Annotated in this window: 18 protein-coding genes; 12 read left to right on the top strand and 6 right to left on the bottom strand. The window is 72.2% G+C overall.

The window, feature by feature from the left end:
* Nucleotides 1–2: 2 nt before the first annotated feature.
* From carA to ACFZBU_RS33755, 9 genes are all read left to right on the top strand, one after another.
* Entirely contained in the window at nt 3–1,136 is a 1,134-nt protein-coding gene (carA, locus tag ACFZBU_RS33795; protein WP_391587644.1) for a glutamine-hydrolyzing carbamoyl-phosphate synthase small subunit, read from the top strand.
* A complete protein-coding gene (gene carB / locus ACFZBU_RS33790) occupies nt 1,129–4,440 on the top strand; it encodes a carbamoyl-phosphate synthase large subunit (protein ID WP_391587526.1) in 3,312 nt (1,103 codons plus the stop codon). The genes carA and carB overlap by 8 nt, the downstream gene beginning before the upstream one ends.
* Before the next feature lie 8 nt (nt 4,441–4,448).
* Entirely contained in the window at nt 4,449–5,300 is an 852-nt protein-coding gene (locus ACFZBU_RS33785) for a dihydroorotate dehydrogenase electron transfer subunit (protein WP_391587525.1), read from the top strand.
* Nucleotides 5,300–6,322 (top strand): dihydroorotate dehydrogenase, encoded by a 1,023-nt coding sequence (locus ACFZBU_RS33780; RefSeq protein WP_391587524.1) that lies wholly within the window; start codon nt 5,300–5,302, stop codon nt 6,320–6,322. The genes ACFZBU_RS33785 and ACFZBU_RS33780 overlap by 1 nt, the downstream gene beginning before the upstream one ends.
* 172 nt (nt 6,323–6,494) lie before the next feature.
* The gene (gene pyrF, locus ACFZBU_RS33775; RefSeq protein ID WP_391587523.1) at nt 6,495–7,190 is read left to right on the top strand and encodes an orotidine-5'-phosphate decarboxylase; all 696 of its coding nucleotides are present in this window, start codon (nt 6,495–6,497) and stop codon (nt 7,188–7,190) included.
* 587 nt (nt 7,191–7,777) lie between these two features.
* A complete protein-coding gene (gene mihF, locus ACFZBU_RS33770) occupies nt 7,778–8,101 on the top strand; it encodes an integration host factor, actinobacterial type (RefSeq protein WP_026218483.1) in 324 nt (107 codons plus the stop codon).
* A complete protein-coding gene (gene gmk, locus ACFZBU_RS33765; protein ID WP_020551791.1) occupies nt 8,085–8,687 on the top strand; it encodes a guanylate kinase in 603 nt (200 codons plus the stop codon). Before mihF ends, gmk begins: the two co-directional genes overlap by 17 nt.
* Before the next feature lie 78 nt (nt 8,688–8,765).
* Nucleotides 8,766–9,029, top strand: coding sequence for a DNA-directed RNA polymerase subunit omega (gene rpoZ / locus ACFZBU_RS33760; protein ID WP_020551792.1), 264 nt, complete (start codon nt 8,766–8,768; stop codon nt 9,027–9,029).
* Nucleotides 9,030–9,238: 209 nt separating this feature from the next.
* Entirely contained in the window at nt 9,239–10,297 is a 1,059-nt protein-coding gene (locus ACFZBU_RS33755; RefSeq protein ID WP_391587522.1) for a TIGR03617 family F420-dependent LLM class oxidoreductase, read from the top strand.
* A 195-nt stretch (nt 10,298–10,492) separates the two neighbouring features.
* On the opposite strand, the gene ACFZBU_RS33750 is transcribed toward ACFZBU_RS33755, so the two are convergent.
* A complete protein-coding gene (locus ACFZBU_RS33750) occupies nt 10,493–14,290 on the bottom strand; it encodes an SCO7613 C-terminal domain-containing membrane protein (RefSeq protein WP_391587521.1) in 3,798 nt (1,265 codons plus the stop codon).
* A gap of 247 nt (nt 14,291–14,537) precedes the next feature.
* Here ACFZBU_RS33750 and coaBC point away from each other — a divergent pair, with 247 nt between their 5' ends.
* Both coaBC and metK read left to right on the top strand, forming a co-directional pair.
* Nucleotides 14,538–15,746, top strand: a complete 1,209-nt coding sequence (gene coaBC, locus ACFZBU_RS33745) for a bifunctional phosphopantothenoylcysteine decarboxylase/phosphopantothenate--cysteine ligase CoaBC (RefSeq protein ID WP_391587520.1) — start codon at nt 14,538–14,540, stop codon at nt 15,744–15,746.
* 230 nt (nt 15,747–15,976) lie between these two features.
* Complete coding sequence (gene metK, locus ACFZBU_RS33740) at nt 15,977–17,170, top strand: methionine adenosyltransferase (RefSeq protein WP_391587519.1); 1,194 nt, start codon at nt 15,977–15,979, stop codon at nt 17,168–17,170.
* A 297-nt stretch (nt 17,171–17,467) separates the two neighbouring features.
* Here the strand turns inward: metK and ACFZBU_RS33735 are convergent, their stop codons facing one another.
* The 5 genes from ACFZBU_RS33735 to ACFZBU_RS33715 all read right to left on the bottom strand — a co-directional run bounded on the left by ACFZBU_RS33735 (nt 17,468) and on the right by ACFZBU_RS33715 (nt 20,314).
* Nucleotides 17,468–17,698 carry a hypothetical protein gene (locus ACFZBU_RS33735; RefSeq protein WP_391587518.1) on the bottom strand — a complete coding sequence of 77 codons (231 nt, stop codon included), beginning with the start codon at nt 17,696–17,698 and terminating at the stop codon, nt 17,468–17,470.
* A 75-nt stretch (nt 17,699–17,773) separates the two neighbouring features.
* Complete coding sequence (locus ACFZBU_RS33730; protein ID WP_391587517.1) at nt 17,774–18,301, bottom strand: hypothetical protein; 528 nt, start codon at nt 18,299–18,301, stop codon at nt 17,774–17,776.
* 156 nt (nt 18,302–18,457) lie between these two features.
* On the bottom strand, nt 18,458–19,120 hold the full coding sequence (locus ACFZBU_RS33725) for a nitroreductase family protein (protein WP_391587516.1): 663 nt from the start codon (nt 19,118–19,120) through the stop codon (nt 18,458–18,460).
* Nucleotides 19,121–19,253: 133 nt separating this feature from the next.
* The gene (locus ACFZBU_RS33720) at nt 19,254–19,538 is read right to left on the bottom strand and encodes a hypothetical protein (protein WP_391587515.1); all 285 of its coding nucleotides are present in this window, start codon (nt 19,536–19,538) and stop codon (nt 19,254–19,256) included.
* Between the two features lie 209 nt (nt 19,539–19,747).
* Complete coding sequence (locus ACFZBU_RS33715) at nt 19,748–20,314, bottom strand: hypothetical protein (RefSeq protein ID WP_391587514.1); 567 nt, start codon at nt 20,312–20,314, stop codon at nt 19,748–19,750.
* Nucleotides 20,315–20,461: 147 nt separating this feature from the next.
* Here ACFZBU_RS33715 and ACFZBU_RS33710 point away from each other — a divergent pair, with 147 nt between their 5' ends.
* On the top strand, nt 20,462–20,890 hold the full coding sequence (locus ACFZBU_RS33710; protein WP_391587513.1) for a DUF5709 domain-containing protein: 429 nt from the start codon (nt 20,462–20,464) through the stop codon (nt 20,888–20,890).
* The last annotated feature ends 121 nt before the right edge of the window (nt 20,891–21,011 follow it).

The following is a 21,011-nucleotide window of genomic DNA, read 5'->3' as shown; positions in this document are numbered from 1 at the left end:
CAATGACCGGACGGGCCACGACGCCTGCGGTGCTCGTCCTGGAGGACGGGCGCACGTTCCGCGGCAGCGCCTACGGCGCGGTGGGGGAGACGTTCGGCGAGGCGGTGTTCTCCACCGGCATGTCGGGCTATCAGGAGACCCTGACCGACCCCTCGTACCACCGCCAGGTCGTCGTGATGACGGCCCCGCACGTCGGCAACACCGGCGTCAACGACGAGGATCCCGAGTCGTCCCGGATCTGGGTCTCCGGCTACGTCGTCCGCGACCCCGCCCGAGTGCCCTCCAACCACCGCTCGCGGCGTTCGCTCGACGACGAACTGGTGCGCTACGGCGTGGTCGGCATCAGCGGCATCGACACCCGCGCGCTGACCCGCCACCTGCGCGAGCGCGGCGCGATGCGGGTGGGCATCTTCTCCGGCGACGCCGCCCGCGCGGACGAGGCCGCGCTGCTGGAGCGGGTGCGCACCAGCCCCGAGATGGCCGGCGCCGACCTCGCCGAGCAGGTCAGCACCGACGCCGCCTACGTGGTGCCCGCGATCGGCACCAAGCGCTTCACGGTCGCCGCGCTGGACCTGGGCATCAAGGGCATGACCCCGCACCGGATGGCCGAGCGCGGCATCGAGGTGCACGTGCTGCCCGCGACCGCCACGCTGGAGGAGGTCAACGCCGTCGCCCCGGACGGGGTGTTCTTCTCCAACGGCCCCGGCGACCCGGCCACCGCGACCCACCAGATCGAGCTGCTGCGCGCCGTGCTGGCCCAGGGCACCCCGTTCTTCGGGATCTGCTTCGGCAACCAGCTGCTCGGGCGCGCGCTGGGCTTCGGCACCTACAAGCTCAAGTACGGCCACCGCGGCATCAACCAGCCCGTGCAGGACCGTACGACCGGCAGGGTCGAGGTGACCGCGCACAACCACGGCTTCGCCGTGGACGCGCCGCTGGACACCGTCTCGGACACCCCCTACGGGCGGGCCGAGGTCAGCCACGTGTGCCTCAACGACGACGTCGTCGAGGGCCTGCGGCTGCTGGACCGACCCGCGTTCAGCGTGCAGTACCACCCGGAGGCGGCGGCCGGCCCGCACGACTCCGCCTACCTGTTCGACCGTTTCGTCACGCTGATGGAGACCAAGAGTGCCTAAGCGCAGCGACCTGAAGTCCGTCCTGGTCGTCGGCTCGGGCCCGATCGTCATCGGCCAGGCCGCGGAGTTCGACTACTCCGGCACCCAGGCGTGCCGGATCCTCAAGGCCGAGGGCCTGCGGGTGATCCTGGTCAACTCCAACCCGGCCACGATCATGACCGACCCGGAGATCGCCGACGCGACCTACGTCGAGCCGATCACCCCCGAATTCGTCGAGAAGATCATCGCCAAGGAGCGCCCCGACGCGCTGCTGCCCACCCTGGGCGGGCAGACCGCGCTCAACATCGCGGTCTCGCTCAGCGAGAACGGCGTGCTGGAGAAGTACAACGTCGAGCTGATCGGCGCCAATCTCGACTCGATCCAAAAGGGCGAGGACCGCGACCTGTTCAAGGGCGTGGTCGAGCGGGTGCGGGAGAAGATCGGGCACGGCGAGTCGGCCCGCTCGGTGATCTGCCACTCGATGCAGGACGTGCTCGACGGCGTCGAGACGCTCGGCGGCTACCCGGTCGTGGTCCGCCCGTCCTTCACCATGGGCGGCGCCGGCTCCGGCTTCGCGCACGACGAGGAGGACCTGCGCCGGATCGCCGGTCAGGGCCTGACCCTGTCGCCGACCACCGAGGTGCTCCTGGAGGAGTCCATCCTCGGCTGGAAGGAGTACGAGCTGGAGCTGATGCGCGACAAGCACGACAACGTCGTGGTCGTCTGCTCGATCGAGAACTTCGACCCGATGGGCGTGCACACCGGCGACTCGATCACGGTCGCGCCCGCGATGACGCTGACCGACCGCGAGTACCAGACGCTGCGCGACGTGGGCATCGCGGTGATCCGCGAGGTCGGCGTGGACACCGGCGGCTGCAACATCCAGTTCGCGATCAACCCCGAGGACGGCCGGGTGATCGTGATCGAGATGAACCCGCGGGTGTCCCGCTCCTCGGCGCTGGCCTCCAAGGCGACCGGCTTCCCGATCGCCAAGATCGCCGCGCGGCTCGCGATCGGCTACACGCTGGACGAGATCCCCAACGACATCACCAAGGAGACCCCGGCCAGCTTCGAGCCCTCGCTCGACTACGTCGTGGTCAAGGTCCCGCGCTTCGCCTTCGAGAAGTTCCCGGCCGCCGACGACCGCCTCACCACCACGATGAAGTCGGTCGGCGAGGCGATGGCGATCGGCCGCAACTTCACCGAGGCGTTGAACAAGGCGCTGCGCTCGCTGGAGAAGAAGGGCTCGCAGTTCGACTTCGTCTCCGAACTCGCGGACAAGGACGCCCTGTTGGTCGCGGCCGAGAAGCCCACCGACGGCCGGATCAACGTGGTCATGGACGCCATCCGGGCCGGCGCCACGCCCGAGGAGCTGTTCGAGGCGACCCGGATCGACCCGTGGTTCCTGGACCAGATGTACCTGATCCACGAGATCGCCGGCGAGGTCCGCGACGCGGCCGAGCTCACCCCCGAGGTGCTGCGCCTGGCCAAGCGGCACGGCCTCTCGGACCTGCAGATCGCGGCGATCCGGGGCATGCGCGAGGAGGTCGTGCGCGAGGTGCGCCAGGCCCTGGGCGTACGTCCGGTGTACAAGACCGTGGACACCTGCGCCGCCGAGTTCGCCGCGCGCACCCCGTACCACTACTCCTCCTACGACGAGGAGAGCGAGGTCGCGCCGCGCACCAAGCCCGCCGTGATCATCCTGGGCTCCGGGCCGAACCGGATCGGGCAGGGCATCGAGTTCGACTACTCGTGCGTGCACGCCGCGTTCGCGCTGCACGACGCCGGCTACGAGACCGTGATGGTCAACTGCAACCCGGAGACCGTCTCCACCGACTACGACACCTCCGACCGGCTCTACTTCGAGCCGCTCACCCTGGAGGACGTGCTGGAGATCGTGTACGCCGAGACCCAGGCCGGACCGGTCGCCGGCGTCCTGGTCCAGCTCGGCGGCCAGACCCCGCTCGGCCTCGCGCAAAAGCTCAAGGACGCGGGTGTGCCGATCGCGGGCACCTCTCCCGAGGCGATCCACCTCGCCGAGGAGCGCGGCGCGTTCGGCCGGGTGCTGGCCGAGGCCGGCCTGCTCGCGCCCAAGCACGGCACCGCGTTCTCCTTCGGCGAGGCCAGCGCGATCGCCGCCGAGATCGGCTACCCCGTGCTGGTGCGACCCTCGTACGTGCTCGGCGGACGCGGCATGGAGATCGTCTACGACGAGCCCTCCCTGGCCACCTACCTGGAGCAGAACGCCGGTCTGGTCAGCGACCACCCGGTGCTCGTCGACCGCTTCCTCGACGACGCGATCGAGATCGACGTGGACGCGCTCTACGACGGCGAGGACCTCTACCTCGGCGGCGTGATGGAGCACATCGAGGAGGCCGGCATCCACTCCGGCGACTCGGCCTGCGCACTCCCGCCGATCACGCTCGGCGCGCACGACATCAAGCGGCTGCGCGCGGCCACGCTGGGCATCGCGCGCGGCGTCGGGGTACGCGGACTGATCAACATCCAGTTCGCGCTCTCCGGCGACATCCTCTACGTCCTGGAGGCCAACCCGCGCGCGTCGCGGACCGTGCCGTTCGTGTCCAAGGCGACCGCCGTGCCGCTGGCCAAGGCCGCCGCGCGGGTCTCGCTCGGCGCCACCATCGCCGAACTGCGCGCCGAGGGCCTGCTGCCCGCCGAGGGCGACGGCGGCACGCTGCCGATGGACGCGCCGATCGCGGTCAAGGAGGCGGTCCTGCCCTGGAACCGCTTCCGCGACACCAAGGGCCGCGGCGTGGACACCGTGCTCAGCCCGGAGATGCGCTCCACCGGCGAAGTGATGGGCATCGACGCGGTGTTCGGCACCGCATACGCCAAGTCCCAGGCAGGCGCCTACGGATCGCTGCCGCTCAAGGGGCGCGCGTTCGTCTCCTTCGCCAACCGGGACAAGCGCTCGATGGTGTTCCCGGTCAAGGCCATGCACGACATGGGCTTCGAGATCCTGGCCACCGAGGGCACCGCCGAGGTGCTGCGCCGCAACGGCGTGCCCGCGACCGTGGTGCGCAAGCACAGCGAGGGCGCCGGCCCGGCCGGCGAGCCGACCATCGTGCAGATGATCCACAACGGCGAGGTCGAGCTGATCGTCAACACCCCGTTCGGCACCGGCGGCCGGCTCGACGGCTACGAGATCCGCACCGCGGCGGTCACCCGGGGCATCCCCAGCATCACCACGGTGCAGGGCTTCGCCGCGGCGGTGCAGGGCATCCAGTCGCTGATCGCCGGCGACATCGGGGTGCGCTCGCTCCAGGAGCACGCCGACCACATCACGTCCCACCGAAAGGGCTGACGACACCGATGGCACTTCCCCTGCAGGTGCAGGCGGAGATCGTCGGCCGCGAACCCGCGGGCGCGTACCACCGCATGGTGCTGCGCGCCCCCGGGATCGCCGCCCGCGTCGAACCCGGCCACTTCGTCGCCGTGGCGATCGGCGGCGTGGACTCGGCGATGTTGCTGCGCCGCGCCTTCTCCATCCACCGGGCCGACCCGACCGCCGAGACGATCGACGTGGTCTTCGCCGAGGCCGGGCGCGGCACGCGCGAATTGGCCCGCCTGCGGGTCGGCGACAGCGTGAACGTGGTCGCTCCGCTGGGCACGCCGTTCCCGCTGCCGGGCGAGCCGGTCAGCGCGGTGATGGTGGCCGGCGGCTACGGCAGCGCGCCGATGTTCGCACTCGCCGAGAAGATCGTGGCCGAGGGCGGCTCGGTCGCCTTCGTGCTCGGCGCGGCGACCGCCGAGCGGCTGTACGGCGTGGATCAGGCGCGGGCGATCACCGAGGACGTCGTGGTCACCACCGACGACGGCTCCGAGGGCGTGCGCGGCTTCGTCACCGGCCCGCTGCCCGAGGTGCTCACCGCGGTACAGGCGGACGTCGTGTACGCGTGCGGGCCGATGGGCATGCTGCGCGCGGTCACCGAGGTGGCGACCGCGCACGACGCGCGCGTCTTCACCGCGGTCGAGGAATCGATGGCGTGCGGCGTCGGGGTATGCATGACGTGCGTGCTCCCGGTGGTCGGCGACGACGGGGTCAGCCGGTTCGTCCGCTCGTGTGTGGACGGCCCGTGCTTCGACGGCACCAAGGTGCGCTGGGACGACGCCGGCACGATTCCGGCGGACATCGAGGGCGCAGCGGCGATGGGAGCGCACTGATGACCGACGGGTACAGCGGTTTCGACGACGATGGCGACGCCGGCGACTTCGACGCGCCGCCGTCCACGATCATGCTGCCCGGCGGCGGGATCGACCTGGCCACCCGGCTCGGCTCGACGCTGCTGCCGAATCCGGTGACCACGGCCTCGGGCTGCGCCGGCTACGGCAAGGAATTGGCCAAGTTCTTCGAACCGGCCGCGATCGGCGCGGTGGTCACCAAGACGATCATGCCGTACCCGCGTTCGGGTCGGGCCACCCCGCGGATGGCCGAGACGCCGTCCGGGATGCTCAACTCGATCGGCCTCCAGGGTCCGGGCATCGACGCCTTCGTCGAGCGCGACCTGCCCTGGCTGGCGGCGCGCGGCGGACGCACCATCGTGTCCATCGCGGGCGGCCACGTGGACGACTTCGTGGCGCTGGCCGAGCGGCTCAAGGGCGCACCCGGCGTGGTCGGCATCGAGGCCAACATCTCGTGTCCGAACGTGGCCAACCGGGGCCAGGTGTTCGCGTGCAACCCGGCCACGTCCTACGACGTGATCCGGGCGGTCCGCGACGCGGCCGACCCGCTGGTGCCGGTGCTGGCCAAGCTGTCGCCCGACGTCACGTCGGTCGTGGACATCGCCCGGGCGTGTGTGGAGGCGGGCGCGGACGGCCTGTCGATGATCAACACGCTGCTCGGCATGGTGATCGACACCGACACGATGAAGCCGGTCCTGGCGGGCGTCACCGGCGGGCTCTCCGGCCCGGCGGTGCGGCCGGTCGCGGTGCGCTGCGTCTACCAGGTGCACGCGGCGATGCTGGACGGGCAGATGGCGCAGGTGCCGATCGTCGGCATGGGCGGCATCCGGACCGGCCTGGACGCGCTGGAGTTCATCCTCGCCGGCGCGGCGGCGGTGTCGGTGGGCACGGTGATCTTCAACGACCCGTCGGCGCCGGTGCGGATCCTGGACGAGTTGCGGGCGGCACTGATCGCCCGCGGTTTCGGGTCGCTGGAGGCGGCGATCGGGTACGCGCACCGCTGAGGGGTTCGCGACGAATGGCGGGGATGCCGGTACGGACGGGGTTCGTGCCGGCATCGCCGTGTCCGGGCTCGGGCTCGGGTCGGCACCCGGGTCGGGCCCGGGTCGCGGCTCGGGCCGGTGCTCGGTCCCCGGGGGCGGACGAATTTTCGATGTCGACGAGAGTGGGATTTCGATGAGCAACCTCGCACCCGTGGCGGTGGCCCTGGACGCACCGGACGCGGACCGCGCGCTCGCGTGGGCCAAGGCCGTGGGCCCGTATGTGAGCACGGTCAAGGTCGGCCTGGAGGTGTTCCTGCGGGACGGCGCGGACGCGGTCTCGGGCGCCCGTGAGGCCAGCGGCGGACGGGACGTGTTCCTGGACCTGAAGCTGCACGACATCCCGAACACGGTGGCGGGCGCGGTGCGTTCGGTCGCGCGGCTGGCGCCGACCTACCTGACCGTGCACGCGAGCGGCGGGAGCGCGATGATCCGCGCCGCGGCGGACGCGGCACCGGAAGTGAACATCGTCGCGGTGACGGTGCTGACCTCGATGGCCGAGGAGGACCTGGCGGCGATCGGCCTGGCGGGCCCCTCGATCGAGGCGGCCCGACGGCTGGCCGGCCTCGCGGTCGGGGCCGGCGCGCGCGCGATCGTGTGTTCGCCGCGCGAGGTCGCGGCGGTGCGGGCCGAGGTGGGCCCGGGCATCGTGCTGATCACCCCGGGGGTGCGGCCGGCGGGCGCGGCCCTCGGCGACCAGAGCCGGGTGGCCACGCCCGAGCAGGCGTTGGCCGACGGCGCGGACCTGCTGGTGATCGGGCGGCCGATCACGGGCGCGGCGGACGTCGGCGAGGCGGCGCGCGCGATCGGGGCGGGCCTGGCCGCGCGGTAGGTGCGGCGGGGCGCGCCGGTGGTGTCGCCTCGGTCGGTGGGCGCTGCTCGGACCTGCGGGGCCGCGAATGCCGCTGGGGCGTGTGTGTGGCGCCGGACCGGGCTTTCGGCACTCGGGGTGCCGGCCGCCGCCCGGGAGCGCTCCGAAGGCGCCCTGGGGCCGCTGCGGCGGTTTCCGCATGCTCCGGCGGAGGTCGAACGGGCCGTGGCGCGTCCCGCAGAGCCGATTGCCCCCGGGTCGATCCCCGACCCGGCGCGCTGCTCGCCCCGGGTCGGGCGTCCGGGCTCGCACCGCGGTCGCCTCGCGCAAGAGCGCCGGGAGGGGGCACGGAAGCGCGATCGGCGCCGCCGACCGTCCCGCAGCCGCCCGACGCTCCGTCAGGTTCGGGTTCTGCCGCAGGTAGCCGGGCTTTTCCCATCGATTCGGGCGACGCGGACCGATTCGCCGACTAGGCTCCCTCGTGAGCCGGCCCGGTGGAGTGTCGCGCGTTGCCGCGAACGCTCTGACCAGCTAGGTTCCACTGTTTGTTGGTGGCCGTCCGAGCCGGGCGGCCTTGAGGATCGCAACGAAGTCCGAGGTGACACGGCGTGGCTCTCCCACCCCTGACCCCCGAAGAACGCGCGGATGCGCTCGCTAAAGCCGCTGCGGCTCGGCGGGAGCGCGCCGAGGTGAAGAACCGGCTCAAGAACTCCGGTGCTTCGCTCAGCGACGTCATCAAGGAGGGCAAGGACAATCCGGTCGTGGGCAAGATGAAGGTATCGGCCCTCCTGGAGTCCCTCCCCGGCGTCGGCAAGGTGCGCGCCAAGCAGCTCATGGAGAAGCTGAACATCTCCGAGACCCGGCGCGTCCGCGGTCTCGGCACGAACCAGATCGCAGCACTCGAACGGGAATTCGGTGGCTCCGCGTCCTGACGCGGGCGCCGGCTCCGATCCCCGTACCGTGCACGGCACCCGTCGACTCACCGTGCTCTCCGGCCCCTCCGGGGTCGGCAAGAGCACGGTGGTCGCTGACCTGCGCCGCCGTCACCCCGAGGTTTGGCTGTCTGTGTCCGCGACCACACGCAAACCCCGTCCGGGGGAGAGCGACGGTGTGGAGTACCACTTCACCGACGGCGATCAGTTCGACAAACTGATCGCCTCGGATGAATTGCTCGAATGGGCCGAATTCGCCGGGAACCGATACGGAACCCCGCGACTGCCCGTGCTCGAACGGCTTGACGCCGACGTACCGACCCTGCTCGAAATCGACCTGCAGGGCGCTCGGCAGGTACGGCAGGCGATGCCCGAGGCACGCCTGGTGTTCCTCGCCCCGCCCTCGTGGGACGAATTGGTCCGCCGTCTGGTGGGCCGGGGGACCGAATCCCCCGAAGTCATCGAGCGGCGCCTGGCCGCCGCGAAGGTCGAGTTGGCCGCGGAATCCGAATTCGACGTGACGCTGGTCAACACGTCCGTCGAAGACGTCGTCCGCGAACTGCTAGCCTTGATGAACGTATCTTGATCGTTCGGGCTGCCCGATAGCCGACAGGCAGCCCGACTTTCACCCACAGCTTTCACAGCTTTTCGAAGGGCCCCCGCCTTGTCAGCTTCTTCCACCGCACCCGAGGGCATCATCAACCCGCCCATCGACGAGCTCCTGGAGGCGACCGACTCCAAGTACAGCCTCGTCATCTACGCGGCGAAGCGTGCTCGGCAGATCAACGCCTACTACTCGCAGCTCGGCGAGGGCCTGCTGGAATACGTGGGTCCGCTCGTGGACACGCACGTGCACGAGAAGCCGCTGTCGATCGCGCTGCGCGAGATCAACTCGGGCATGCTGACCGCCGAGCCCATCGAGGGCTGAGCGAGTCACGCGACTCGACGGCGCCGTATCTGCGCTGTATCGCTGAACCGGTAGGACACGAAGGGCCCGACGGAGTTCCGTCGGGCCCTTCGTGCGTTTCGACCGTACGTACCGCGTGCCGACCGATCGTCTTGACCCTTGATCGCAGATGGCGTACCTGTGGGCGGCGACACGCGCGACGCAAGTGATCCGGAGGGTGGGCGACGAGGGTGGACCGGATCGAGAGCGGCGCGGACGCGCCGAAGCCGGGCAGGCGGGCGCTGCCGGTGGACACACTGCTGGACGTGCCGCTGAGCCGCGCCGGCGACCGGGCCCGGGAACTGGGCGAGGCGGGCTTCGACGGGGTGTTCACCTTCGAGGGCCCCACCGACGTGTTCCTGCCGCTGGTGCCGGCCGCTGCCGCGGGCGTGGACATCATGACCAACATCGCGGTCGCCTTCCCGCGCAGCCCCACCCACCTCGCACACACCGCGTACGACCTGCATCTGGCCTCGCACGGGCGGTTCCGTCTCGGCCTGGGCACCCAGATCCAGGCCCACATCGAACGCCGGTACGGCGCCACCTGGTCGCGTCCGGTGGCCCGGATGGCCGAGACGCTGCGCGCGGTCCGCGCGGTGCTCACCTGCTGGCAGCGGGAGACGCCGCTGGACTTCCACGGCGAGTTCTTCGACCTCACCCTGATGCCGCCGACGCTGCGCCCGGGACCGAACCCGTACGGGCTGCCGCCGCTGCTCGCGGGTGGAGTGGGCCGGCGGATGATCACCATGGTCGCCGAGCACGCGGACGGGCTGCTGGTCCACCCGCTCAACACCGACCTGTTCGTGCGCGGCCCGGTCACCGACGCGGTGACCGACGGCCTGGTGCTCTCCGAACGCACCCGGGATCGGTTCTCGGTGATGCTCGACGTGATCGTCGCCGCCGGGCGGACCGAGGAGGAGATGCGCGCCGCGCTCAAGGGGGCCAGGGCGATGGTCGCGTTCTACGCCTCCACGCCCGCCTATCGGCCGGTGCTCGACGTGGAGGGCTACGGGCCGTTGCAGGCCGAGTTGCACGCGCTGATCCGGGCGGGCCGCTGGCCGGACATCCCGCACGCGATCGACGACACGCTGCTCGGCCGGGTGGTGGCGATCGGCGAACCCAAGGACGTCGCGGCCCAGCTGGCCGCGCGCGCCCACGGGGTCGCCGACCGTCTGGGGTTCTACCTGCCCTACCGGGCCGACCCGGCGTGCGTGTCGGAGGTGCTGGACGAGCTGCGGGCGCTCACCTGAGGCGGGAGCGGGTCGGCGGGCTGCCGGCCGGCGCGGTGGGCTTTCCACCGACCGCGCCGGGAGAGTCGACGGTTGTTCGGGTCGTGCGGTCTTGCCGGGACTCCTCGAATTGCTCGGATCGTGCGGGTCGTTCAGGTTGATTTCGGTTGGCCCGGTTGTTGTGGATGCTTCGGTATGTGGTGTGCCGGGGTGGTTCTAGCCGAGTCGTCCGACCGCGCGGCGCAGGCGCTTGAGGTCGCGCAGGCGGCGTTCGTAGCCGGCGCCGATCACGATCAGGAGCAGACCCGCCGTGCCGAGGACGGCCCAGCGCGGCACCGCGTCGTAGACCGGGGCCAGGTGCGGCAGCAGGTGCACCAGCCCGACCGTGGCCAGCACCGCCGCGCCCAGGAACAGCGGCGCCTGGAGCCGGAAGCGGGCGCCTACCAGGAGCGTGACGATCGCCGCCGCGCCCAGCAGGCTCGGCCGGATCGGCTCGCCCTGGCTCACCGCGAGCGGGAGCGAGGGCAGCAGCAGCACCGCGAGCGGCCCGCCGTACGCGGCCCACGAGTCGGTGTCCGGGTGGGCCCGCCGGCGGAGCATGCCCTCGACCAGCAGGACCAGGCCGAGCGGGATCGTGTACGCCTCCGGGTGGGTGACGTCGGACAACGCCAGCCGGACCCAGTACGCGGCGAACAACAGCGGCAGGGCGGCGAGTCGGGCCGGCGTGCGCAGCGGTCCGGCCGGGGTGGTCGCCGCGGCGACGCCGGCCCAGGCCAGGACGAGCCAGATCCGTTCGGGAGCCACGGCGGCGGTTGTGGTGCCGGCGACGAGCACGCACGCCGCGGCGGCGAGTGTGGCCGCCGGGGCGGGGCGGGGGAGTCGGGCGACGGCGATGTACAACAGGGCGGCCGTGCCGACCGCGGCCAACGCGGACACGGTGTCCGTCGCGTCGAGGCGGTACAGCGTCGCCGCCACCGTCGCGGTGCACAGCACGACGGTGGCGGGCGCCCAGACCGGCCGGGCCTCGCCGTGCCCGCGGAGCGCGCTGTGCAGCGTGCCTGCGGTGACGACGGCGAGTGCGACCGGCAGCAGGCCGTCGGACCGGGCGATCGAGACGGCCGCCGCGAATACGGCGACCGCCTCGATCATGATCGCGGCCATCGGCAGGTCGTGCAGGTACGTGGCGACCACCAGCAGGATCGCCGCCGCACACGCGCCGGCCACCGCCTGGCCGGACACGCCCACGTCGAGCCGGTACAGCGTGGCCGCCGTCGTGGCGTACAGCAACACCGCGGTCGCGGGCGCCCACCCGGGCCGCAACATCGTGCGGCCGAACGACGCGCCGCACAGGGTGGCCGCCGCCGCGATCGCGAATACGACGGGCGAGCTCTCCCGGCCGACCAGAAGTGTGCCGAGCAGGGTTGCGGCCCCCGTGCCCTCCAGCGCGACGGCCATGCCGGGCCGGCCGGCGCAGGCGATGGCGAGCGGGAACAGCAGGGCCGCGGCGATCACGGCGGCGAGCACCGTGCCGGGCCGATCCGCACCGAAGGCGTGCGCGCCGGCCGCGATGGTGCCCACCCACCACAGGGCGGCTGCCCCGGCCCACGCCGGCCGGATGCCGGGCAGGTCGCGGACGGCGCCGACCAGGCTCACCATCAGGGCCGCGGCGAGGGTCACGGCGAGCGGGACCGGGGTGTCGTGGGCCGTGGCAAGGCTGCCGACCGCCCAGCCGGTGGCGCCGACCAGGGTCAGGGCGCGGGAGGTCGGGGCGGTGGGGCGCAGCGCCAGGGCGATCAGGGTGACCAGGGCGAAGAGCAGGGCCGGGACGAACCCGACCATCGTCGTCGAGGCACCCGCGTGCGCCGCGGTCATCGCCACGTCGACGCCGGCGAGGGCGAGCGCGAGCGCGGCTGCGCGCGACCGGATCAGGTGGGGAAGTGGGAGCGGGGTGGAGCGCTCCGGGTGCTCGGTCGAGTCGGAGTCGGTGCCGGCATCGGCGTCGGAGTCGGTGTCGCCCTCGGCGTCGGCGTCGTGCGGTCGGTGGGTCGAGCCGCCCCGATCCTCCGGTGCACTCGTGGTCTTGTCGGTCAGGCCGCTGGGAGCTGCGGCGACCTTCCTGATCGGCGGGGCGATCGACTCGTCGACCGATTCGGAGGCATCAGCACCGTTTTGTTCCGGTACATGAGCATCGGCCGTCGCGGTGTGCCCCGGGGCGGTTGCCGAGTTCGGCGCGGACGCCGGACGTCCCGGCGACAGGACGGCGGTGATGGTGAGGCCCGCTGCGGCGATCGCCCAGACCACGATCGAGGTCAGCGGGTGCGCCGTCGCCCACGCCAGGGCCAACGCGCCGTGCGCCAGACCGACGAGCGGCAACCACGGCCGTACCCGCCAGGCGCAGGCCCAGCCGACGGCCGCCACCAGGTGCCAGCCGAGTGCCGCCCACAGCGGTAGATCCAGGGCCGGCGGCAGCACCACGAACAGCCCCTCGGCGGCGACCGCGGCGGTCACCAGGACCGGCGTACGTCCCGGTCGGCCGCGCAGCAGGGTGACGCCGGTCAGCGCGACGAGCGCCGCCGCCGGCAGCAGCACGAGCGGTGCCAGGCCGAAGTTCCAGTCGGAGCCCGCCATGATCGCGTCCCGGCTGCCGGTATCGGCCGAGCCCAGGCTCCAGGCCGGCCGGGGCCAGGACAGCGGACCGGCCAGCGCCACCGCGGGCGTCGCGACCACCCAGAACGCGGGCGCCACCGTCAGCGGCACGAGGACCGCGAGCGGCCCGGCCCGGAAGCCGCGCGGCACCGCGAACAGCGGTGCCATCGCGACCAGGACCACCAGCAGCAGGCCCACGCCCGCCCAGGTGATCGGCAGATCCGACTCCTCGCCCGCGGGCCGGGTGGCGAGCAGCAGGGCCGTGGCCGCGAGCGAGCCCGCCATCGCGCTTGCGGACGCCAGGTGCCGCACCACGGGAGCCCGGCGCAGGACGAACGCGATCCCGCCGGCGATCGCGGCGAGGGCGAGCATGGTGCCCGCCGACGCGCCGCTCGCGCCCTCGGCGAAGGTCAGGACGACCGCGGTCAGCCAGTAGCAGAGCACGCCGACCTCGGCGACGATCCGCAGCCCGCGCGCGGCCTCGGCGTAGATCCGGCGCAGCAGCACGACGTCCACGGCCGCCTGGAGGCCGAGCCCGATCGCGAGCGGCAGCAGCGATGCGCGGCCCACCCCGAACCAGGCGATCACCAGCGGCAGCGGACCCTGGAGCAGCAGCGCCGCCGAGATCCGCAATGCCCGCAGCGGCGCCACCACCGAGCCCAGCGCCGCCGCGCCACCGACCGCGAGCAGGGTGGCCGCGCCGACCAGCACCGCGCTTCCGTTGCGCACGCCGGCCAGGTCGGCGGCCCACGCCGCGTAGCCGTCGAGCAGGCCCATGGCGACCGTGAGCGCGGCCATCGCCTCGGCGGTGGCGGGCAGTTCGCGCCGCTCGGCGAGCGTGGTACCCGCCGCGCACAACACCAGCGCGAGCGCCATCACCAGGGCCCGGCCACCGGTGCCGGTGCGGTTCCAGGTGACCGCGACGAACACGACCGCGGCCAGCACCACGAGCAGCACGCCCGCGCCCAGCACGATCCGGGCGACCCGACGCCGCCCGACCTCGGCCATCTCGCGAACCCGAGCGGCCGGCGGGCGGGCGGGAGCGGCGACGGTCGCCGGCACCGGTGCCGGCGCTGCCGCGGGGGCCGGCGTCGGCACCGGCATCGACATCGGCATCGGCATCGGCGCCGACGGTGCCACGGGCGGGCGGATGAGCGCCTGGCGCGCCTCGGCGCGCATGCGCTCGAGCAGAGCCTCGCGCAGCCGCAGAAGCCGAGCCGCGGACACGCCGAGCTGCCACAACCGGTCGGCATCCGGGCCGGTCAGCCGGATCGCGCACTCGTGGCAGCGCACGGTGCGCGGCATGCGGAGCTGCTGCGCACAGCCCGGACACCGCGTCGCGTCGTCCAGCAGCCACTCGTTCGACATCGACTTCATCCCCCCCGATGGACTTCCGGCTCCCGATGCTGGCAGCGCGGGCGGGAGGGGACATCCGTACTCGTACTCAGATCCCGCCCGCAGCGACGGCCCGGGCAGGTCGCCGGCGACGACGGCGCAGCCGGGCCGTCGGCAACGGACGCCCGGCCGACACGGGATCCAGCCGTCGCGGACGGTGTCGTAGGCTCGCCGTGCCGGTCGGAACACGGGCCGGTCGCCACCAGGACCAGGAGCAGCGATGAGTACCGGATCCCGACCCCGTGTCGTGCTCGGCGTCGCCGGCGGCATCGCCGCGTACAAGGCGTGCGAACTGCTGCGCAGGTTGACCGAGTCCGGGCACGAGGTGCGGGTCGTGCCGACCGCGTCCGCACTCAACTTCGTCGGCGCGGCCACGTGGTCGGCGCTGTCCGGGCAACCGGTGGCCACCGGGGTGTGGGACGCGGTGCACGAGGTCCCGCACGTACGGATCGGCCAGAACGCGGACGTCGTCGTGGTCGCCCCGGCGACCGCCGACATGCTCGCCAAGGCCGCCCACGGACTCGCCGACGACCTGCTCACCAACACTCTGCTCACCGCGCGATGTCCGGTGATCTTCGCCCCGGCCATGCACACCGAGATGTGGGAGCACCCGGCCACGGTGGAGAACGTCGCGACGCTGCGCGGCCGCGGCGCGATCGTGATCGAGCCGGCGGTGGGTCGGCTGACCGGCAAGGACACCGGCAAGGGCCGGCTGCCCGACCCGGAGCAGATCTTCCAGGTGGTCCGGCGCACCCTCGTACGCGGGGCGACCGTGCCGGATCTGGCCGGCCGGCACGTGGTGGTCACCGCCGGCGGCACCCGCGAGCCGCTGGACCCGGTCCGCTTCCTCGGCAACCGCTCGTCCGGCAAGCAGGGCTACGCGCTCGCCCGCACCGCGATCGCCCGGGGCGCCCGGGTCACCCTGATCGAGGCCAACACCGGCCTGCCGGACCCGGCCGGGGCCGACGTGCTGCACGTGGGCACCGCGCTGGAGCTGCGCGAGGCGGTGGTCAAGGCGGCGGAGAACGCGGATTGCGTGGTGATGGCCGCGGCCGTCGCGGACTTCCGCCCGGCGACCCGGGTCGACGGCAAGATCAAGAAGACCGACGCGGAACCGGAGCCGATCGCGCTGGTCAAGAACCCGGACATTCTCGCCGAACTGGCCCGCGACCGGCTCCGGCCCGGCCAGGTCGTGGTCGGCTTCGCCGCGGAGACCGACAACGTGCTCGAGAACGGCCGCGCCAAGCTCGCCCGCAAGGGCTGCGACCTGCTCGTGGTCAACCGGGTGGGCGAGGAACTGACCTTCGGCACCGACGTGAACGAGGCGATCGTGCTGGCCGCCGACGGGAGCGAAACCCCGGTTCCGCACGGTCCGAAGGAGGACCTGGCGGACGTGGTGTGGGATCTCGTCGTGCCTCGTTTCGCCTGATTTCCGTGCCCCGTTTCGACTGATTCGTCGGTCGATTCGAACGCCCGATCGCGGCAGCTTCACACAAAGTGAGCAACGCCACGCCGTCCATGTCTTGGGACACCCCGTCCCCCGGCGGGGGTCGGGGGGATAAACTCGGCCCCAGTATTCGGTGGACCCGCCCGTCCCGACCTGTCCCGACGGCCGGGTCCACCTGCCAGCCAGCAGCCGCTGCAACCCCAGGGAGCGATGTGTCCCGCCGTCTGTTCACCTCTGAGTCCGTGACCGAAGGTCACCCGGACAAGATCGCCGACCAGATCAGCGATTCCATCCTGGATGCGCTCCTCAAGGAAGACCCCAAGAGTCGGGTCGCCGTCGAGACGCTGATCACGACCGGGCAGGTGCACGTGGCCGGCGAGGTCACGACCCAGGGCTACGCCGACATCCCCACGATCGTGCGCGAGCGGGTCCTGGAGATCGGCTACGACAGCTCGAAGAAGGGCTTCGACGGTGCCTCGTGTGGCGTCTCGGTGTCCATCGGCGCGCAGTCGGCCGACATCGCCCAGGGCGTCGACACGGCGTACGAGAACCGGGTCGACGGTGACGAGGACGAGCTGGACCGCCAGGGTGCGGGCGACCAGGGCCTGATGTTCGGCTACGCGTGCGACGACACGCCCGAGCTGATGCCGCTGCCGATCACGCTCGCCCACCGGCTGGCCAAGCGCCTGGCGGACGTACGCAAGAACGGCACCATCCCTTACCTGCGCCCGGACGGAAAGACCCAGGTCACCATCGAGTACGACGGCGACCGTCCGATCCGCCTCGACACGGTCGTGGTCTCCTCGCAGCACGCGGCCGACATCGACCTGGACTCGCTGCTCGCACCGGACATCCGCGAGTACGTGGTGGAGCCGGAGCTGGCCGGCCTGGGCATCGAGACCGAGGGTTACCGTCTCCTGGTCAACCCGACCGGCCGGTTCGAGATCGGCGGCCCGATGGGCGACGCCGGGTTGACCGGTCGCAAGATCATCATCGACACCTACGGCGGCATGGCCCGGCACGGTGGCGGTGCGTTCTCCGGCAAGGACCCGTCGAAGGTGGACCGCTCCGCCGCGTACGCGATGCGCTGGGTGGCCAAGAACGTGGTGGCCGCCGGGCTCGCCCGCCGGTGTGAGGTGCAGGTCGCGTACGCGATCGGCAAGGCCGCGCCGGTCGGCCTGTTCGTGGAGACGTTCGGCACCGAGGCGGTGCCGGTGGAGACCATCCAGGCCGCCGTGGGCACCGTGTTCGACCTGCGCCCGGCCGCGATCATCCGGGACCTGGACCTGCTCCGCCCGATCTACGCGCAGACCGCGGCGTACGGCCACTTCGGCCGGGACCTGCCCGACTTCACGTGGGAGCGGACCGACCGCGTGGACGCGCTCAAGGCTGCCGCGGGGATCTGAGCCGCCGGCTCTCTCCCCTGCGCTTCGCCGCCGGCCGTGGTGCGGACCCTTCGGGGTTCGTGCCGCGGCCGGCGGCGTTTCGGCGCGGGGGGTGCGGTGCTTTCGGGGCGAGGCGGATCAGCCGCTTTCGGCGCGCCTTCAGGTGGGCTCGACGGCTTCGCCCCGGGATGTTTTCCGGTCAAGTCCGCCGATAGCGGACGCTTTGCGTCGGGTGCGCGACATCGGTTGTCGAAGGGCCGGCCGAGCCGCGCCGGGTCGGCGGCGCCGCACGGGGGCGGCGGGGCCTCGGCGTCCGGCTCAGGCGGCCTGGGCGGCCATGCGCAGGCGGGTCACCAGGTCGGCGCGGTCGCCGCCGGCGGTCATCGCCGGGTGTGCGTGCAGCGCCTCGACCGCGTCGCGGGCTCGGGCCCACAGCCGGGCATGCTCCTCTTCGGTCAGCTGCCCCGCGTGCCGGGCGATGGCCTCGTAGGCGGCGTCCCGGGCCCGCTGCAACGCGATCAGGTCCGCCGGAATGGGCTGTTCGGACATACCAGAGAGCTTACGAGAGTCCACGTAAACACAGGGTTAGCTTTGGATTGCGGTGGGCCCGACGAAGGAGCGCTTTCAGATGGCTTCGTGATCACGGCCCGGCGACGGCTGCGGATGGCGCGGTATGCGGTACTCGGTCACCGGCGGCATGCAGAAGATGGTCAGGTCGCACGCGACGCCGACCGCCTGGGTGGGGGTGTGCCCCAGGTGCAGCGCGGCACGTGCGTACTCCCAACCGGAGCCGATCGCGCCGTAGTCGTAGTAGAAGACGTCGAAGTCGTTGCTCGTCTCGAACAGCTTGCCGTCGAACGCGAACATGAACTCCGACTTGGGCTCGAAGCTGGACAGCTTGCGCTTGCCCCACTCGACGAACTCGGCGTAGAACTCCAGGATGTCGCGTTCCTCGGCGGACGCGGGTGTGTGCGTGTCCAGGAACAGGCGCATCAGGTTGATGTCGCGCAGCAGTCCGGCACCGCCGAAGATCAGGCCCTCGCCGATCTTGTACAGCTTGGTGCCCTCGGTCTTGGCCTGACCCCAGGTCACCTGGGAATCGGCGGCGATCACGATCGACTCGTCGATGATCTTTCCGGCGACGACACTCATCAACGCCCCCCGTACGTACGGCTGATGCGGATCCGGACGTGCCGGTTCAGGATCGCAGAGGGAAGGGCTTCGGCGCAGGTGTTCGGGTGGCGCGAGCCGGCCCTCGGTGCCGGACGGGCGTCGTGGGTCCGCCCGTCCGGCGTTCGTGGCGGCGGGTCAGAGCCGGACGACGACCTGCTCCAGTGGCTTGCGCCGGATGTCGGGGACCCGTGCGTCCTCGGCCGGGTAGCCGACCGGGATGACGTACGCGGCGCGCTCCTCCTGCGGGCGGTCGCACACCTCGTTGAGGAAGCGCATCGGACTGGGCGTGTGGGTCAGCGTGGCCAGGCCGGCCTGGTGCAGCGAGGCGAGCAGGAGGCCGACGGCGATGCCGACCGACTCCTTGGTGTAGTAAGGGCGGGGCGAGTCCGGGCCCTTGTGCACCTCGAACACGACGATCACGACCGGCGCCTCCTCCAGGAAGGGCTTGCGCCAGTCGGTGCCGATCGGCGCGAGGGCTTCGAGCCATTCGGCGGACGCGCGGTGCTCGTAGAACTCGCGCTCCTCCTTCTCGGCGGCCTCGCGCAGGTGTCGTTTGCGCTCGGGGTCGCTGAGCACGACGAAGCGCCAGGGCTGCACGTTGGCGCCGCTGGGCGCGGTGCCGGCGGTACGGATCGCCCAGTCGACCACGTTGTCGGGGATCGGCCGGGAGGAGAAGTCGCGGACGGTGCGGCGCTGGGCCATCACGTCGTGGAAGGCTCGGCTGCGGGCTTCCGCCTCGTGGGCGGGGACGCCTCGGTGCCGGTGCGGAACCGTGGGGTATGTGGTTTCGTCGACCATGGCCGACAGCACAGCACGGCCCGGGGGGTCGGTGGAAGGTCCCGCCTCGCCCGGCTTCGACGCCCGCGGGCGGGTGGTTCGTTCGGCGGGTCGAGTCGCCCCGGTTCGTGGCGACTGATGCGGATTGGCCCGGTCAGCGGTTGAGCAGGGCCTGTTCCGCGTCGGTGCGTTGCGGTTCGGCGATCGAGATCGTCGGCGCGGGGACGCCGACCCGGGTGACCCGGAACTGCCGGCCGGTGCTCGGCACGGTCACCACGGACCCGGCCCAGGCCTCGGTCACCCGTCGGCTCAGGTCGGCCTCGGCCACGCCGGCGTGGACCAGATCCGCGCGCAGCGCCCGGGCCGCCGATTCCCGGGTGCCGGTGTGCAGCGTCTGCCAATCGTCGCGGCTGGTCTCGCGTGTCTGCGCCTCGTGCATTCCGTCCGCTCCCTCCCCGGCCCTGTAGGACCGGGTCTTGCTTCCCTGGCCCCCTGGACCCACCCTGCGCCGGCGATCAAAGATCGTCCAAATCCGTCAGGAAAAATCAGCCTCAGGCATGAGACGGGTGGAGGTGTCTACACCGACGGAACGAGCGGTTTCGCCGGCCGTGCGCCCAGCGGCGGGGGTCGCGTCTCCAACCGGTCGGATCAGCAGTCGGCACCCACCGGGATGTGCACTTTCGTCTGCAACCCGCGCGAGCGCACGACCAGCGTGACGCAGCCGGGCCGGTCCACGTGGTAGCCGCCGGGGAAGGCCGCCCAGGAGTCCTCGGTGGAGCCCGTGGTGCAGCCCGGTACGCGGACGGAGCTCGCGGAGGGCAGGCCGTTGCCCCAACCGATGGACGTGCCGTTGCCGGCGGCCGGCAGCACCTCGATGTCGACCGCCGCGCCGTTGCGCACCATCAGGCCGGCCTTGGCGAACAGTGGGTGCTGGTCACCGGTGCCCGCCTCGGCGGTCCGGAGCCTGCGGCCGGTCTCCAATGCGACGTCGCCGAGGAACACGGTGCTCGCGCTCGTGGGTGCGGGGTATGTGCCGATCGTGTGCAGGCAGTCGACGGTCACGGCGGGCTCGGGGCGGATGTCGGCGACCTGGGTCGGCTCGGCGGTGCGGTTGCCCTCGATCCGGTCGGGCTCGTCGTGGCCGGCGCCGCATGCGGTCGCGGCGATCAGCAGGCAGGTCAGGGCGGCGGCGACGGGTACTCGCTTTTCCGGCACCCGGACATGCTGCCAGGCGGGGAAGGCCGCCGGACGGCTCCGAATGAACCGGCCGGCGTTGGGCAGAGTCACTCGGGTCGCGAGGCACAGGGTCGAGCCCTGGACGCACGACACGAGCACTTGCACTTCAGCGGAAGGCGGCAGGCGATGAGCGACGACACTCCGGACCCGACCGAAGACTCCCCGGACACGCCGGGCGACGACGGTGTGCTCGGCCCCGAGGACACGCTGTCGACCGACGACCTGTCGTACGACCCGCTGGACACCGGGATCGTGCCGCCGGACCGCTGGTCGGCGGCCGAGCGATACGGCAACACGCCGGAGGAGGAGCGACGCGGCGAGTCGCTCGACCAGTTGCTGGCCGAGGAGGAGCCGGACGTCGCCTACGACGACGTGATCTCCGACGAGTGGGAGGGCGGCCCCGACCCGCGGGCCGGCCGGCTGGTCGCCGACGACGAGGGCGCACACGAGGACACCGAATCCGAGGCGATCGCCCACGACGTCGGCATCGACGGCGGCGCGGCGGGGGCCGAGGAGGCGGCGATGCACATCATCCCGGAGGAAGAGGTCCCGTAGAGCGCCTGCCAGGGCCGTGACCCGGCCACCCGGGTGTTCGAACCGACGGTTGTGGCCGACCGACGATCGGGCCGGGTCGGGCCGACCGAGGTGCACGGCCGGGCCCGTGCGCACCACGCCA

The sequence above is a fragment of the Embleya sp. NPDC008237 genome, assembly GCF_042956465.1.
Classification (GTDB): Bacteria; Actinomycetota; Actinomycetes; order Streptomycetales; family Streptomycetaceae; genus Embleya.
This window is presented reverse-complemented; position numbering and strand designations above follow the sequence as displayed.

Coding starts and splice junctions, on each gene's coding strand:
- carA (WP_391587644.1), top strand. CDS start 3: ATGACCGGACGGGCCACGACGCCTGCGGTGCTCGTCCTGGAGGACGGG.
- ACFZBU_RS33785 (WP_391587525.1), top strand. CDS start 4,449: ATGGCACTTCCCCTGCAGGTGCAGGCGGAGATCGTCGGCCGCGAACCC.
- ACFZBU_RS33780 (WP_391587524.1), top strand. CDS start 5,300: ATGACCGACGGGTACAGCGGTTTCGACGACGATGGCGACGCCGGCGAC.
- pyrF (WP_391587523.1), top strand. CDS start 6,495: ATGAGCAACCTCGCACCCGTGGCGGTGGCCCTGGACGCACCGGACGCG.
- ACFZBU_RS33750 (WP_391587521.1), bottom strand. CDS start 14,290: ATGTCGAACGAGTGGCTGCTGGACGACGCGACGCGGTGTCCGGGCTGT.
- coaBC (WP_391587520.1), top strand. CDS start 14,538: ATGAGTACCGGATCCCGACCCCGTGTCGTGCTCGGCGTCGCCGGCGGC.
- ACFZBU_RS33735 (WP_391587518.1), bottom strand. CDS start 17,698: ATGTCCGAACAGCCCATTCCGGCGGACCTGATCGCGTTGCAGCGGGCC.
- ACFZBU_RS33730 (WP_391587517.1), bottom strand. CDS start 18,301: ATGAGTGTCGTCGCCGGAAAGATCATCGACGAGTCGATCGTGATCGCC.
- ACFZBU_RS33725 (WP_391587516.1), bottom strand. CDS start 19,120: ATGGTCGACGAAACCACATACCCCACGGTTCCGCACCGGCACCGAGGC.
- ACFZBU_RS33720 (WP_391587515.1), bottom strand. CDS start 19,538: ATGCACGAGGCGCAGACACGCGAGACCAGCCGCGACGATTGGCAGACG.
- ACFZBU_RS33710 (WP_391587513.1), top strand. CDS start 20,462: ATGAGCGACGACACTCCGGACCCGACCGAAGACTCCCCGGACACGCCG.